This is a genomic window from Pseudomonas sp. NPDC087342, from assembly GCF_044744265.1.
GTDB classification, from domain to species: Bacteria; Pseudomonadota; Gammaproteobacteria; order Pseudomonadales; family Pseudomonadaceae; genus Aquipseudomonas; species Aquipseudomonas nunensis.
Map to the genome: position 1 here is coordinate 18,893 of NZ_JBIUXZ010000032.1, position 12,660 is coordinate 31,552.

Consider the following 12,660-nt stretch of genomic DNA (forward strand, 5'->3'; position numbering starts at 1 on the left):
GCTTGGCCTATTGTTAAACACAGACCCTGCCCGATACCAAAGATCCCTGCTTATAAAAATAGACTAGTGATCACGGTAAAACGCCACGCGAGGAAGTAGTCATGCACATATTGCTGACCGGCGGTACTGGTTTGATAGGACGTCAACTCTGTCATCACTGGTTGAGTCAGGGACATCGCCTCACGGTATGGAGTCGTTCGCCTGCAAAAGTCGCGAAAATCTGCGGCGCTCAGGTGCATGGCATTGCCCGTCTCGAAGACCTTGGCCAGGAACCGCTCGATGCAATTATCAATCTGGCCGGCGCGCCGATTGGTGATAGTTGGTGGACGCACAAGCGCAAGACGTTGTTGTGGAGCAGCCGCATCGGCCTGACCGAAACCCTGCTGGCCTGGCTCGAAACCCGTGAGCAAAAACCGCAATTGCTGATCTCCGGTTCGGCGGTCGGTTGGTACGGCGACGGTGGCGAGCGCGAGTTGACCGAAGAGTCGCCGCCGGTGATCGATGATTTCGCCAGCCAGTTGTGCATAGCCTGGGAGGAAACCGCCCAGCGTGCCGAAGCCTTGGGCATTCGCGTGATTCTGCTGCGCACCGGTTTGGTCGTGTCCGCCGAGGGCGGCTTTTTGTCGCGGCTGTTGCTGCCGTTCAAACTTGGGCTGGGCGGGCCGATCGGCAACGGTCGGCAGTGGATGCCGTGGATTCATATCAAGGATCAAATCGCCCTGATTGATTTTCTTCTGCATCGCAATGAAGCCAGCGGTCCATATAATGCCTGCGCGCCCAAACCGGTGCGCAATCGCGAATTTGCCAAGACGCTGGGCAGCGTGTTGCACCGCCCGGCGTTCATGCCCATGCCGGCCCTGGCGCTGAAGGTAGGCCTGGGCGAAATGTCGCTGCTGTTGCTGGGCGGCCAGAAAGCCGTACCGGCGCGTTTGCTGGCGGCGGGTTTCACTTTCCAGTTCACTGATTTACGTGCGGCGTTGGACGACGTGTCCAGCCGCCTCTGAAATAGGACGTTGCATGACCGATCACGCGTTGCTTCTGGTCAACCTGGGCTCACCGGCCTCCACTTCGGTGGCGGATGTGCGCAGCTACCTCAATCAATTTCTGATGGACCCGTATGTGATCGACCTGCCATGGCCGGTGCGACGTTTGCTGGTATCGCTGATCCTGATCAAGCGTCCGGAGCAGTCGGCCCACGCCTACGCCTCGATCTGGTGGGAGGAGGGCTCGCCGTTGGTGGTGCTCAGCCAGCGCCTGCAACAGGCCATGACCGCCCAGTGGAGCCACGGCCCTGTGGAGCTGGCGATGCGTTATGGCGAGCCGTCGATTGAAACGAAACTGCTGCAATTGGTGGCCCAGGGTCACAAGAAAATCACGCTTGCGCCGCTTTATCCGCAGTTCGCCGACAGCACCGTGACCACGGTGGTTGAAGAAGCCCGGCGCGTGATTCGCGAGAAGAAACTCAATGTGCAGTTATCGATTCTCCAGCCGTTCTACGATCAGCCGGAATACCTCGATGCCTTGGTGGCGAGTGCCAAGCCGTACCTTGAGCAGGATCACGATCACCTGTTGTTGAGCTTCCATGGTTTGCCGGAACGGCACCTGACCAAGCTTGATCCGACCGGTCAGCATTGCTTCACGAATGAAGACTGCTGCAAGAACGCCTCGCCGGCCGTATTGGCGACGTGCTACCGCGCCCAGTGCCTGCGCACGGCTTCCGAGTTTGCCAAGCGCATGGGCCTGGAGGAGGGCAAGTGGTCGGTGTCGTTCCAGTCGCGCCTGGGCCGGGCGAAGTGGATCGAACCCTACACCGAAGCACGTCTCGATGAGCTGGGCAAAAGTGGCGCGAAGAAGATCCTGGTGATGTGCCCGGCGTTCGTCGCCGATTGCATCGAGACCCTGGAAGAAATCGGTGATCGCGGGCTGGAGCAATTCCGCGAAGCGGGAGGGGAGGAATTGGTGCTGGTGCCGTGCCTCAACGACGATCCGCAGTGGGCGAAGGCGTTGAGTGCGTTGTGCGAGCGAGCGCCGTTGGCGCTTTAAAAGCTTCGCGGGCAAGCCTCGCTCCTACAGGGTCAGTGTCGATCATGAAAACGACGAAATCCTGTAGGAGCGAGGCTTGCCCGCGAAGACCATCTGTCAGGCGATAAAGATTCCACCTGTTTAGAGCAAAGGCTCATCCGCCTTCTTGTGTTTCCAGCTGTCATTGCCCGGCAGCAACAGGTTCAGCGCAATCGCCACCACCGCGCACAGCGCGATGCCTTTGAGGCCGAAGTCGTCCGGACCAGTGCCGGTGCCGACCAGCACACCGCCAATCCCGAACACCAAGGTCACCGACACAATCACCAGATTGCGCGCCTCGCCCAGGTCGATCTTGTGGCGAATCAGCGTGTTCATGCCCACCGCCGCAATCGAACCGAACAACAGGCACAGAATCCCGCCCATCACCGGCACCGGAATGCTTTGCAGCAGCGCGCCGAACTTGCCGACGAACGCCAGGCTGATGGCAAAGATCGCCGCCCAGGTCATGATCTTCGGGTTGTAGTTCTTGGTCAGCATCACCGCGCCCGTGACTTCGGCGTAGGTGGTGTTGGGTGGGCCGCCGAACAGACCAGCCGCGGTGGTGGCAATGCCATCGCCGAGCAAGGTGCGGTGCAGGCCGGGTTTCTTCAGGTAATCGCGACCGGTCACGCTACCCACGGCAATCACGCCGCCGATGTGCTCGATGGCCGGGGCCAGCGCCACCGGAACGATGAACAGAATCGCCTGCCAGTTGAACTCCGGCGCCGTGAAGTGCGGAATCGCAAACCACGGTGCGGCAGCAATCTTCGCGGTATCGACCACGCCGAAATAGAACGCCATCGCAAAACCGACGAGCACGCCGGAGATGATCGGCACCAGACGGAAAATGCCTTTGCCGAACACCGCGACGATCAGGGTGGTCAGCAGTGCCGGCATCGAGATCAGCATCGCGGTCTGGTAATGAATCAGCTCGGAACCGTCGCCGGCCTTGCCCATCGCCATGTTGGCGGCGATTGGCGCCATGGCCAGACCGATGGAGATGATCACTGGGCCGATCACCACCGGTGGCAGCAAACGGTCGATGAACCCGGTGCCTTTGATCTTCACGGCCAGGCCGAGGAAGGTGTAGACGAAACCGGCTGCCATCACGCCGCCCATGGTCGCCGCGAGGCCGAACTGGCCCTTGGCGAGAATGATCGGGGTGATGAAGGCAAAGCTCGAAGCCAGGAACACCGGCACCTGACGCCCGGTGACGATCTGGAACAGAATCGTCCCCAGACCTGCGGTGAACAGCGCCACGTTGGGGTCGAGGCCGGTAATCAGCGGCATCAACACCAGGGCGCCGAACGCCACGAACAGCATCTGTGCACCCGACAGCACTGTGCGCCAGAGCGGATCGTTGAACTCATCCTGCATGCTCAAGCGTCCTTCTGCTTGGTGCCGAAGATCTTGTCACCGGCATCGCCCAGGCCTGGGATGATGTAACCGTGTTCGTTGAGTTTTTCGTCGATGGACGCGGTGTAGATCATCACATCCGGGTGCGCTTTCTCGACGGCGGCGATGCCTTCGGGGGCAGCGACCAGCACCATGGCGCGGATGTCCCGGCAACCAGCCTTTTTCAACAGGTCGATGGTCGCAACCATGGAGCTGCCGGTGGCGAGCATCGGGTCGATGATCATCGCCAGGCGCTCGTTGATTTCCGGCACCAGTTTTTCCAGGTAGGTGTGGGCCTGCAGCGTTTGTTCGTTGCGGGCCACGCCCACGGCGCTGACTTTGGCGCCCGGGATCAGGCTCAGCACGCCTTCAAGCATGCCGATACCGGCGCGCAGGATCGGCACCACGGTAATCTTCTTGCCGGCGATTTTCTCTACCGACACAGTGCCGGCCCAACCTTCGATATCGTAGGTTTCCAGCGGCAGGTCTTTGGTCGCTTCATAGGTCAGCAGGGCACCGACTTCCTGAGCGAGCTCACGGAAATTCTTGGTGCTGATGTCTGCGCGGCGCATAAGGCCAAGTTTATGACGGATCAGCGGATGGCGGATCTCTTGGATGGGCATGGGGAAAGGCTCCGGCGGCGGGCAAAAAAACCGGCCTAGATTAATCTATCCGAGGGTGTTGTCCTATAGACATAAGGTACGTTAGTCCACAAAGGCTTGATCTGGACGTGCGGGATGCGTACCTTTGCCCGCTTTTCCCGAATCCGTCCCTCCTGGAGAGCGCCATGTCTGCTGATCTCGAGCATATCCGTCAAATCATGCGAGAGGCTGACTGCCTGTACACCGAAGCTGAAGTCGAGGCGGCCATCGCCCGTGTCGGTGCACACATCAACGAGCAACTGGCGGACACCAACCCGGTGGTGTTCTGTGTGATGAACGGCGGCCTGATTTTCGCCGGCAAGCTGCTGACCCATCTGCACTTCCCGCTGGAAGCGTCCTACCTGCACGCCACCCGTTATCGCAACGAAACCAGCGGCGGCGACCTGTTCTGGAAAGCCAAGCCGGAAGTCTCGTTCCTCGACCGTGACGTGCTGATCATCGACGACATCCTCGATGAAGGTCACACCCTGGGCGCGATCATCGACTACTGCAAACATGCCGGTGCCCGCGCCGTGCACACCGCCGTATTGATCGACAAGGACCACGACCGCAAGGCTCGTCCGGACCTGAAAGCCGATTTCGTCGGCCTGCCGTGCATCGACCGCTACATCTTCGGTTACGGCATGGACTACAAAGGCTACTGGCGCAACGCCAACGGGATCTTTGCCGTTAAAGGCATGTAAACCCCGGCCACATATCCCTTGTGGGAGCGAGCTTGCTCGCGATAGCGGTGTGTCAGTTGCATTAATGTTGGCTGACACGACGCCTTCGCGAGCAAGCCCGCTCCCACATTGGGTTTTGTGTTCTCAAATTCAATTTGTGTACGCATGCTACATTGCTCGGCCCCGCCCTCCGGAGCCTGTCATGAGCCTTTTGATCCGTAGCTGCGCCGCCCTGTTGCTGACCCTCAGCTTGCCCCTGGCCGCCGCGCCAGCGCCGATGCACGCGCAGTTCCTGCCGCCGGATGACCTGACCCTGCGTGACGCCGAACCGGAGCAGCAGCAACTGTTGCAGGTCACCGACTATTCGGTGGTGGTGGGCAGCCAGCGCCAGTCCACTCAACAACCGATCCCGGTGACGTCGCCTTTGCTGATCCGCCTCAAGGGCAAATCCTTGAACAAGGGCGCGACCATCAACCAGGTGCTGGTCAACTTCGATGGCGAAAGCAAAAGCCTGAAAAAGCCGATCTACGATGAAAAAAGCAAAACCCTGACGCTCTACTACCCGTTGGCGCAGTACCGGGTGGTGATCGATTTGTTACGCAATGACACGGTGTATTGCCAGTTCCTCAGCTACGCCAACGGCCATGTCTGGGCCGATCTGCACACCGGCAGCGTTCGCGCGCGTTGAGCCTGGCGGCCAGAGGGGGGTAAACTGCCCGCCCCGTGAAATGTCTGCGAGCTGGAGTCGGCAATGCGTAAAGATAAGAAGCAAGTGATTGGTGACGAGATCGGCGATGAGCAGATCAAACTGTTTCTCGATTTTGAACCGGTCGACGCCACTTCGCCGTCCCTGCACAAACTGATCAAGGCCTATCGCGGTCTGCGCATCGACGACTTCGAACGCTTCCTGACGTTTTTCGTCGAGGCCGGGTATGACCTGGATGGCAAGGATGAGCATGGCGATGACTTCGTCGCGGTGATCAAGGATCAGCGCAATGCGGCCGAGTACATCGAGTTGATCGCCAAGGCGCGCGGTTAAAGGTCAAGAGATCGCAGCCTCGTTTCACTCGACAGCTCCTACAGAGTGAAACGAGGCTGCAATCTTTTCAGCGGCATAAAAAAACGCCCCGCTCTCACTGAGAACGGGGCGTTTTTTGTGGAGCCGAATCAAGCGTAGCTTTCGGTCTCGTTACTGGCTTCAACCAGTTCCAGCGCGACGTTGTTGTGCGCATTGATCTTGCGATACAGCGCAGCGTCGGTTTCCAGGACCTTTTCCCGAGCCGGGAAGATTTCCGCCAGTTTGGCAGCCCACTCACCGGAGGCTTTGTTCGGGAAACATTTTTCGATCAGTTCCAGCATGATCGAAACGGTCACCGAAGCACCTGGCGAAGCGCCGAGCAGTGCGGCAAGCGAACCGTCCTTGGCCGCGACCAGTTCGGTACCGAACTGCAGGACGCCACCCTTTTTCGGGTCTTTCTTGATGATCTGCACCCGTTGGCCGGCCACTTCCAGGCGCCAGTCTTCGGCTTTTGCCTGCGGGTAGAAACGACGCAGGGATTCCAGGCGCTGCTCCATCGACTGCATCACTTCGCTGACCAGGTACTTGGTCAGGTCCATGTTGTTTTTGGCTACAGCCAGCATCGGGCCAATGTTGCCGGCGCGAACCGACAGCGGCAGGTCCATGAAGGAGCCGTGCTTGAGGAACTTGGTGGTGAAACCGGCATACGGCCCGAACAGCAGCGACTTGTTGCCATCGACCACGCGGGTGTCCAGGTGCGGCACCGACATCGGTGGCGAACCCACGGCAGCCTGGCTGTAGACCTTGGCCTGGTGGTGTTTGACCACTTCCGGGTTGTCGCAACGCAGCCACTGGCCACTGATCGGGAAGCCGCCGAAGCCTTTGCTTTCTTCGATGCCCGACGCCTGCAACAGCGGCAATGCCGCGCCGCCCGCGCCGAGGAAGACGAACTTGGCGTCGACTTCACGGGTGTTGCCGCTGTTGACGTCCTTGATGCTGACGGTCCAGCCGCTGCCGTTACGCTTCAGGCCGGTGACGCGCTTGCAGTACTTGACCTGGGCATCGGGTGCGCTGGTCAGGTGCTTGAGCAGTTGATTGGTCAGGGCGCCGAAGTTGACGTCAGTGCCGTTCATCACGCGAGTGGCGGCGAGGACTTCGTCGGGCGAGCGGCCCGGCATCATCAGCGGCATCCACTCGGCCATTTTGGCCTTGTCTTCGGTGTATTCCATATCGGAGAAGGCGTGGTGCTTGCTCAGCACGTTGAAGCGTGACTTGAGGAAGGACACGCCGCTGTCGCCCTGCACGAAGCTCAGGTGCGGCACCGGGCTGATGAAGGATTTGCACGAGCCGAAGGTGCCTTTCTTGGTCAGGTACGACCAGAACTGCTTCGACACCTCGAACTGGGTGTTGATGTGCACGGCTTTCTTGATGTCGACGGTGCCGTCGGCGGCCTGAGGCGTGTAGTTGAGCTCACACAGCCCGGCGTGACCGGTACCGGCGTTGTTCCACGGGTTGGAACTCTCCGCGGCACCGGAATCCATCAGCTCGACGACTTCCAGCTTGATCGCGGGGTCGAGCTCTTTGAGCAGTACAGCGAGGGTGGCACTCATGATGCCGGCCCCAACGAGTACTACGTCGACTGCTTCGTTATGCGCCATTTAACGCGTCTCCAAAATCTGCAGCACCAAATTGTCGGCATGGCTGCCAGGCGTTCCGGGGCGTGTCAGTGATGCCCCACGTACCCATGGCAGTATCGCCATGTCCGAATCTTCGCAATTTTTCGCAACTTCGACGGACGCTACCGGCTGGGTTAATGAGCCCTATGAACTCACTTCAACGCGCAACTGGCAATTCGACTTATGGTCGAGACATCCGTTTGTGCAACCAAATCCGTAGCGGACAGGCTTCAGGCTCCGGTATTCGAGGCGTACTCGGTCCTGTGTCGTTGGGCTGTTTCAGACGCTAATGGTGCATGTTCAGACGCAAAACTATTCATTTGCTCGCCACACTCTTGTGAAGTTGTGAAAACCCGTTTTTTTCACGCTCTTTTGAAGACGTGAACCTCAAAAAAGGGCTGTCCCAGCCTGGCACTGTGCCCGGATGGATTGCCGCCATGGGGTACATGACAGGCAAAACGGGCAAACAGCTCAGTAACCGAGCGTAATGACAGCTCTGCAGATTCGCGAAAAGTGGGGTTTTTGCTCAAGGAACAGCAAGCGCGCCAGCTTCACTCGATCTGTGTGGGCGGCTCTCTGTGGGCGGTGCGGGGTGCCAATACCGAGGCATTGACGATGCTGCGAGGCCCGATCAGGAGACGTCCTTATAATCGGGGGGAGATTGTATCTAAGAAACGCAGGGAAATGGTCGTGAATAATGACTTTTATTAGGCGTCTGGTCAGATGGACAACAGCGCCTGTACCCGTGAACGAGGCTGATGCTGCCGCACACGGGCGCTAGGGGGCAGCGGATGGTGCAGCCAGTTGAGGCGGATTTCTTCGATTTCGACCCAGCCATCGCCCATCGGCTGCAGGCTGCACTGCTTGAATGCCTGGCAATGGCCGTTGCGATCGAGCAGGGCAAAACTGCGATGCAGTGGGCGTGGCGCGAACAACGAGATCAGATAACGCATGGCGAAGTACCTTGTGGGGTGACTGCTGTGAAGGTTGCCAGCAGGCCGTGACGTCAAAGTGTATGGGCGATGACAGATCTGTGACAGGAACCGCAGTCTGAGTGGTTTGTCAGAGATTTCAGCAATCGTAGTGAGACGCTAGTTCGAGACGATGGCCCACCGCTATACTGCGGGCCTGTTTGTGCCTGATTCTGGAGAGAAGAGCATGTTGCAACGCCTGTTGTTCGGTTTGATCACTGTGACCGGTTTGACCCTGGCCGGCTGCGCCCATAGCCCGCAACAACTGAACCCTGAGCCGAAGCTGACCACTCAGTTGGCACCGGTTGGCCACGGCCAGCAAGTAGTGGTGCGTGTGGTGGACGGTCGTCCGTCGCCAACCCTGGGAACCCGTGGCGGTCTGTACCCTGAGACCAGCGCGATCACCGTGCAGGGCGCGCAGATCCTGCCGAAACTGCAGGCCCAGGCCGAAGCCGCCGTGCGTTTGCTGGGGTTCACCCCGGTGTCCAACGGCATGAACGCGCCGCAGTTGACCGTGACCCTGGCTGAACTGAAGTATCAGTCGCCTAAAGAAGGCATGTACGTGACTGAAGCCACCATCGGCGCGACCTTCCGCTCCGACGTGCAGAATGCCAACCGTCGCTACAGCGGCCGTTACGGTGCGTCCCTGGACCAGCGTTTTGGCATGGCGCCGAACCAGGAAACCAACACCAAACTGGTCAGCGATGTATTGAGCGACGCCCTGACGCGTCTGTTCAAGGACCCGACCGTGGGTCAGATCCTCGGCGAATAAGTTTTCGCCAGATGCAAAAAAGCCCGGCGCCAGTGATGGCTCCGGGCTTTTTCATGCCCCCCGGTTTAGCACCGCCACCTGTAGGAGCGAGGCTTGCCCGCGAAGGCGGTATGTCAGTCAACAATCATGTAGCGACACACCGCCTTCGCGGGCAAGCCTCGCTCCTACAGGGGGCGGTGGGTCAGGCGGCTTCGGAGTAGAAATCCAGCACGCTCACGCCCGTCAGCAAGTCCGTCTCCGGCAAATCCGCATGTTGATGCCCGCCCAGCGCGCAATACACCAGCCAGTGGCGGTCCTGCACGTTGAAGGCGAGACTTCCGACGAGGTTCTGCTGTTCGTCGCTTTGGGCGATGAGGTAGAGGCGGTCCTGGTTTTCGGCGTGCAGCATGGTGTGCTCTGTGTCGGTTTCGAGGGGCGACAGACTGGCGCATTCAGATGACGATGCCGTGACGCCGGACAGGAATCGACCAAGTGGTTCGTTATTTATCGTAAAGGGGAGGGCAGGTGGGTAGGCTTTCGGTAGAATCCGCGCCGCAGTCGTCGGTTCGGCGCCTGCCACCTTAGTTTTGCCGAGGTCCGTGATGTCGTTGCATTTGATTTCGTTGTTTACCAACCATCCCGCCAAGCTGATCAACCTGCTGGCCTTGCTGCTGGCGTTCCCGGGCAGTTGGCTGTTGCATGCCACGCGTCGTCGCGAACAGCGCGCGCTGGCCATTCTTGAGGCTGCCGCCCAGAACCGTCGTATCGATGACGCGACGTTGATGCTGGATGGCGCGACCCAACGCATGAACCGGTTTTTCTATCGATTCGGCTTTGCCTGCCTGGGCGTGGCGCTGATCGTTTCGTGGATCAGCACTCAGTTCTGAGCCTTACGCATGACCCTGTGGCGAGGGGGCTTGTTTGTGGCGAGGGGGCTTGCCCCCGTTGGGTCGCGAAGCGACCCCAAAAGCTTGCGACTGCTGCGCAGCCGAACGGGGGCAAGCCCCCTCGCCACAAATCATCTCCAGTATTTGCCTTACAACGGCAACCCAGCCTTCACCCGATACTGATTGCGTACCGGCGTCGCATATTGCAGCACCATGAACGGACGATGTTCCTCAGGGCAAGCCTCCAGCCGGCGCTGCCATTCTTCCTGAGCCTTGGCCAGTTCATCCGCCGCAAACACCTCCGCGGCTTTCGGCACCTGCAATTGCGGATCCGCGTCCTTCCACTGCGCATACGCCAGGTAGTGCACCGGGAATAACCGGTAACCGCCGAGAATCTGCTTGTCCATTTCGATCGCCAATTGCTTGGTGTCGTCGAACAGTTCGGTGATCGGCTTGGCGAAGTTCACGTGGACCCGGCCCTTGTAGCCGGTGATGCCCTTGGCGATGCTCACGTCGTCTTCGCCCGGCACTTTGGTGTAGCTGCCGGTGGTGGCGCGGATGAACAGCTCGCGAGCCTTGGCCTGGTCACACGGATCGTATTCGTAGCTGATCGACACCGGGGTCACGTTCAGCGATTGAATCACCTCGCCGAACGGCTCGTCCTTGCGGCACATGTGGAACATCTTGAGGATCGCCGACTCGGTGCGGTCGTCGCCGTCCTTGGCCCGGCCTTCTGCCTGCGCGATCCAGATCGAGGCGCAATCGTTGCGGATCGAGTGGTTGATGTAAGCCGACAGCAGTTGATAAGCCGCCATCTTCTCGCGGCGACCGGTGATCGAACGGTGCACGATGAAGCTTTTGTTCAAACGCATCAAATCGCTGACAAACGGTTTTTGCAGCAGGTTGTCGCCAATCGCGATGCGCGGGGTCGGCAGGCCGGCGTGGTACACGGCGTAGTTGACGAAGGCCGGGTCCATCACGATGTCGCGGTGGTTGGCGATGAACAGGTAAGCGCTGCCGGACTTGAATTGCTCGACACCGGTGTAGGTCACGCCGTCGGTGGCACGCTCGATGGTGTGGTCGACGTAAACCTCGACTTTGTCCTGCAACGTGGCCACCGAGTTGACGCCGGCGAACTCACGGCGCAGCCGATGAGCTATAAGAGGTTTGAGCATCCAGCCGAATGCACCGGCATAACGCGGGAAGCGGAAGTGAATGAGGATGTCTAAAAATGCCTTGTCGCCGAGCAGCCGGTCCAGCACTGCAGGGACTTCGCTGTCGTCGTAAGGTCGGATGGCATCGAATTCGCCCATCATGCTCTCTTGTTAGAAACGGCTAGGGTAAGTAAAGGTTTTGATCGAAAACCAACGGGGCACGGTCTGAAAAGGTAGCCAGACAAAAATAGCCCTGCAAATAGACCGGCGATTATACGCACAAGTCACCTGGGAGACCGCGATGCTGGAAGCCGCACTGTATGAATGTCCGTATTGTGGTGAAGAGGTTGAGACCTCTGTGGACCTGTCGGCTGGCGATCAGACCTACATCGAAGACTGTCAGGTGTGTTGTCGACCTATAACATTTGTGCTGCAGGTTCACGAAGACGAATGGCATCTCGAAGTCTTCAGCGAAAACGAGTGAGGGGTGCGTATGCAGCGAATCTACGAACCGGAAAACTTGATGGAAGGTGAGTTGCTGCAAGGAATGCTGGCCAGCGAGGGCATCGAGGCGCATCTGGTGGGCCGGGATTTGCTCGGAGGCACCGGCGAACTGCCGATCTTCGGCTTGCTCGGTTTGTCGGTGGATAACGACCAGGCCGAATACGCCCGAGAGCTGATCACCGCTTACAATGCGGCGCTGCCGATGCCCGGCGATGAACCGGAAAGTTTTCCCGGCACCCTGGTCTGTTAGGCTGACGTTCGTTTTATTAAGAGTCGTGTTGCCCCATGTGTGGACGTTATGCCCTGTTTCGCTGGAACCCCGCCTTCGCGGCCCTGCCTGGCTTTCCTGCCGATCAGCAGGCCCAGTGGAATATTTCCCCCAACGATTCGGTATTGATGCTGCGTGCCGGCACGGACGGTCAGCGTGAGTTGGCCCGTGCCCGCTGGGGCCTGACGCCGCCATGGCTGACCGACCTGTCGCGCACCCCGGCGCATGCCCGCGCCGAAACCGTGGCCGAACAGCCGATGTTTCGCCAGGCCCTGCGCGAGCGCCGTTGCCTGCTGCCGGCGAATGGTTTCTACGAATGGCGCGGCACCACGCGCAAGCGTCCGTATTGGCTGACCCCGGGGGAGGGCTCGGCGCTGTTTTTCGCAGCGATCTGGGAAGCGTATCCAGTGCAGGAACAGGTGTGGCTGAGCACCGCAGTGATCACGCAACCGGCGGCGAGTCAGCGTCGGCCGTTGATTCTGGATGAGGCGGGGCAGGCGGCGTGGCTCGATCCCGAGACGCCTTTGCATGTGTTACAGGGGTTGCTGGCCGGTGAGCCTGCCGCGTTGCGCGAGCGGGTGTTGGCGAATCTGGTGAATGATCCGAAGCTGAATGGGCCGGAGTGTTTGACCCCGGGTTGATTCGGTGCCT

At 59.6% G+C, this 12,660-nt stretch carries 16 protein-coding genes; 10 read left to right on the top strand and 6 right to left on the bottom strand.

The window, feature by feature from the left end:
* The first annotated feature begins 101 nt into the window (after nt 1-101).
* Both ACIOYV_RS31005 and hemH read left to right on the top strand, forming a co-directional pair.
* Entirely contained in the window at nt 102-1,004 is a 903-nt protein-coding gene (locus tag ACIOYV_RS31005; protein WP_401329971.1) for a TIGR01777 family oxidoreductase, read from the top strand.
* A gap of 13 nt (nt 1,005-1,017) precedes the next feature.
* Nucleotides 1,018-2,043: a ferrochelatase gene (hemH, locus tag ACIOYV_RS31010; protein WP_401329974.1), complete on the top strand. Its 1,026-nt coding sequence runs from the start codon at nt 1,018-1,020 to the stop codon at nt 2,041-2,043.
* A gap of 120 nt (nt 2,044-2,163) precedes the next feature.
* Here the strand turns inward: hemH and ACIOYV_RS31015 are convergent, their stop codons facing one another.
* Nucleotides 2,164-3,438 carry a uracil-xanthine permease family protein gene (locus tag ACIOYV_RS31015; RefSeq protein WP_054613540.1) on the bottom strand — a complete coding sequence of 425 codons (1,275 nt, stop codon included), beginning with the start codon at nt 3,436-3,438 and terminating at the stop codon, nt 2,164-2,166.
* A gap of 2 nt (nt 3,439-3,440) precedes the next feature.
* Nucleotides 3,441-4,079: a uracil phosphoribosyltransferase gene (gene upp / locus ACIOYV_RS31020; protein ID WP_054045646.1), complete on the bottom strand. Its 639-nt coding sequence runs from the start codon at nt 4,077-4,079 to the stop codon at nt 3,441-3,443.
* A gap of 164 nt (nt 4,080-4,243) precedes the next feature.
* Between upp and ACIOYV_RS31025 the strand changes: the two genes are divergently transcribed.
* From ACIOYV_RS31025 to ACIOYV_RS31035, 3 genes are all read left to right on the top strand, one after another.
* Entirely contained in the window at nt 4,244-4,801 is a 558-nt protein-coding gene (locus ACIOYV_RS31025) for a hypoxanthine-guanine phosphoribosyltransferase (protein WP_054045644.1), read from the top strand.
* A 181-nt stretch (nt 4,802-4,982) separates the two neighbouring features.
* On the top strand, nt 4,983-5,468 hold the full coding sequence (locus ACIOYV_RS31030; RefSeq protein WP_054045642.1) for a hypothetical protein: 486 nt from the start codon (nt 4,983-4,985) through the stop codon (nt 5,466-5,468).
* A gap of 63 nt (nt 5,469-5,531) precedes the next feature.
* Nucleotides 5,532-5,819, top strand: coding sequence for a PA4642 family protein (locus ACIOYV_RS31035; protein WP_054045641.1), 288 nt, complete (start codon nt 5,532-5,534; stop codon nt 5,817-5,819).
* Between the two features lie 128 nt (nt 5,820-5,947).
* On the opposite strand, the gene mqo is transcribed toward ACIOYV_RS31035, so the two are convergent.
* Together mqo and ACIOYV_RS31045 are read right to left on the bottom strand one after the other, a co-directional pair.
* On the bottom strand, nt 5,948-7,456 hold the full coding sequence (gene mqo / locus ACIOYV_RS31040; RefSeq protein WP_054045639.1) for a malate dehydrogenase (quinone): 1,509 nt from the start codon (nt 7,454-7,456) through the stop codon (nt 5,948-5,950).
* Nucleotides 7,457-8,193: 737 nt separating this feature from the next.
* Nucleotides 8,194-8,427, bottom strand: coding sequence for a hypothetical protein (locus ACIOYV_RS31045; protein ID WP_054045638.1), 234 nt, complete (start codon nt 8,425-8,427; stop codon nt 8,194-8,196).
* Between the two features lie 205 nt (nt 8,428-8,632).
* On the opposite strand from ACIOYV_RS31045, the gene ACIOYV_RS31050 reads away from it, so the two are divergent.
* Nucleotides 8,633-9,217: a YajG family lipoprotein gene (locus tag ACIOYV_RS31050; RefSeq protein WP_054045636.1), complete on the top strand. Its 585-nt coding sequence runs from the start codon at nt 8,633-8,635 to the stop codon at nt 9,215-9,217.
* Between the two features lie 181 nt (nt 9,218-9,398).
* Here the strand turns inward: ACIOYV_RS31050 and ACIOYV_RS31055 are convergent, their stop codons facing one another.
* Nucleotides 9,399-9,605: a hypothetical protein gene (locus tag ACIOYV_RS31055; RefSeq protein ID WP_054045634.1), complete on the bottom strand. Its 207-nt coding sequence runs from the start codon at nt 9,603-9,605 to the stop codon at nt 9,399-9,401.
* 193 nt (nt 9,606-9,798) lie between these two features.
* On the opposite strand from ACIOYV_RS31055, the gene ACIOYV_RS31060 reads away from it, so the two are divergent.
* Nucleotides 9,799-10,083 (top strand): hypothetical protein, encoded by a 285-nt coding sequence (locus tag ACIOYV_RS31060; protein ID WP_163911990.1) that lies wholly within the window; start codon nt 9,799-9,801, stop codon nt 10,081-10,083.
* Nucleotides 10,084-10,232: 149 nt separating this feature from the next.
* Here ACIOYV_RS31060 and ACIOYV_RS31065 read toward each other — a convergent pair whose 3' ends face one another.
* Nucleotides 10,233-11,396 carry a 1-acyl-sn-glycerol-3-phosphate acyltransferase gene (locus ACIOYV_RS31065; protein ID WP_265040896.1) on the bottom strand — a complete coding sequence of 388 codons (1,164 nt, stop codon included), beginning with the start codon at nt 11,394-11,396 and terminating at the stop codon, nt 10,233-10,235.
* 142 nt (nt 11,397-11,538) lie between these two features.
* Between ACIOYV_RS31065 and ACIOYV_RS31070 the strand changes: the two genes are divergently transcribed.
* Genes ACIOYV_RS31070 through ACIOYV_RS31080 form a run of 3 tightly spaced genes read left to right on the top strand, consistent with a single transcriptional unit; the run spans nt 11,539 to nt 12,650 of the window.
* A complete protein-coding gene (locus tag ACIOYV_RS31070) occupies nt 11,539-11,721 on the top strand; it encodes a CPXCG motif-containing cysteine-rich protein (protein ID WP_054045628.1) in 183 nt (60 codons plus the stop codon).
* 9 nt (nt 11,722-11,730) lie between these two features.
* On the top strand, nt 11,731-11,991 hold the full coding sequence (locus tag ACIOYV_RS31075; protein WP_054045627.1) for a putative signal transducing protein: 261 nt from the start codon (nt 11,731-11,733) through the stop codon (nt 11,989-11,991).
* A 35-nt stretch (nt 11,992-12,026) separates the two neighbouring features.
* Nucleotides 12,027-12,650, top strand: a complete 624-nt coding sequence (locus ACIOYV_RS31080; RefSeq protein ID WP_054045626.1) for an SOS response-associated peptidase — start codon at nt 12,027-12,029, stop codon at nt 12,648-12,650.
* The last annotated feature ends 10 nt before the right edge of the window (nt 12,651-12,660 follow it).

Bases quoted from the DNA above. Each gene is read 5' to 3' on its own strand.
- ACIOYV_RS31005 (WP_401329971.1), top strand. From the start codon at position 102: ATGCACATATTGCTGACCGGCGGTACTGGTTTGATAGGACGTCAACTC.
- hemH (WP_401329974.1), top strand. From the start codon at position 1,018: ATGACCGATCACGCGTTGCTTCTGGTCAACCTGGGCTCACCGGCCTCC.
- ACIOYV_RS31015 (WP_054613540.1), bottom strand. From the start codon at position 3,438: ATGCAGGATGAGTTCAACGATCCGCTCTGGCGCACAGTGCTGTCGGGT.
- upp (WP_054045646.1), bottom strand. From the start codon at position 4,079: ATGCCCATCCAAGAGATCCGCCATCCGCTGATCCGTCATAAACTTGGC.
- ACIOYV_RS31025 (WP_054045644.1), top strand. From the start codon at position 4,244: ATGTCTGCTGATCTCGAGCATATCCGTCAAATCATGCGAGAGGCTGAC.
- ACIOYV_RS31030 (WP_054045642.1), top strand. From the start codon at position 4,983: ATGAGCCTTTTGATCCGTAGCTGCGCCGCCCTGTTGCTGACCCTCAGC.
- ACIOYV_RS31035 (WP_054045641.1), top strand. From the start codon at position 5,532: ATGCGTAAAGATAAGAAGCAAGTGATTGGTGACGAGATCGGCGATGAG.
- mqo (WP_054045639.1), bottom strand. From the start codon at position 7,456: ATGGCGCATAACGAAGCAGTCGACGTAGTACTCGTTGGGGCCGGCATC.
- ACIOYV_RS31045 (WP_054045638.1), bottom strand. From the start codon at position 8,427: ATGCGTTATCTGATCTCGTTGTTCGCGCCACGCCCACTGCATCGCAGT.
- ACIOYV_RS31050 (WP_054045636.1), top strand. From the start codon at position 8,633: ATGTTGCAACGCCTGTTGTTCGGTTTGATCACTGTGACCGGTTTGACC.
- ACIOYV_RS31055 (WP_054045634.1), bottom strand. From the start codon at position 9,605: ATGCTGCACGCCGAAAACCAGGACCGCCTCTACCTCATCGCCCAAAGC.
- ACIOYV_RS31060 (WP_163911990.1), top strand. From the start codon at position 9,799: ATGTCGTTGCATTTGATTTCGTTGTTTACCAACCATCCCGCCAAGCTG.
- ACIOYV_RS31065 (WP_265040896.1), bottom strand. From the start codon at position 11,396: ATGGGCGAATTCGATGCCATCCGACCTTACGACGACAGCGAAGTCCCT.
- ACIOYV_RS31070 (WP_054045628.1), top strand. From the start codon at position 11,539: ATGCTGGAAGCCGCACTGTATGAATGTCCGTATTGTGGTGAAGAGGTT.
- ACIOYV_RS31075 (WP_054045627.1), top strand. From the start codon at position 11,731: ATGCAGCGAATCTACGAACCGGAAAACTTGATGGAAGGTGAGTTGCTG.
- ACIOYV_RS31080 (WP_054045626.1), top strand. From the start codon at position 12,027: ATGTGTGGACGTTATGCCCTGTTTCGCTGGAACCCCGCCTTCGCGGCC.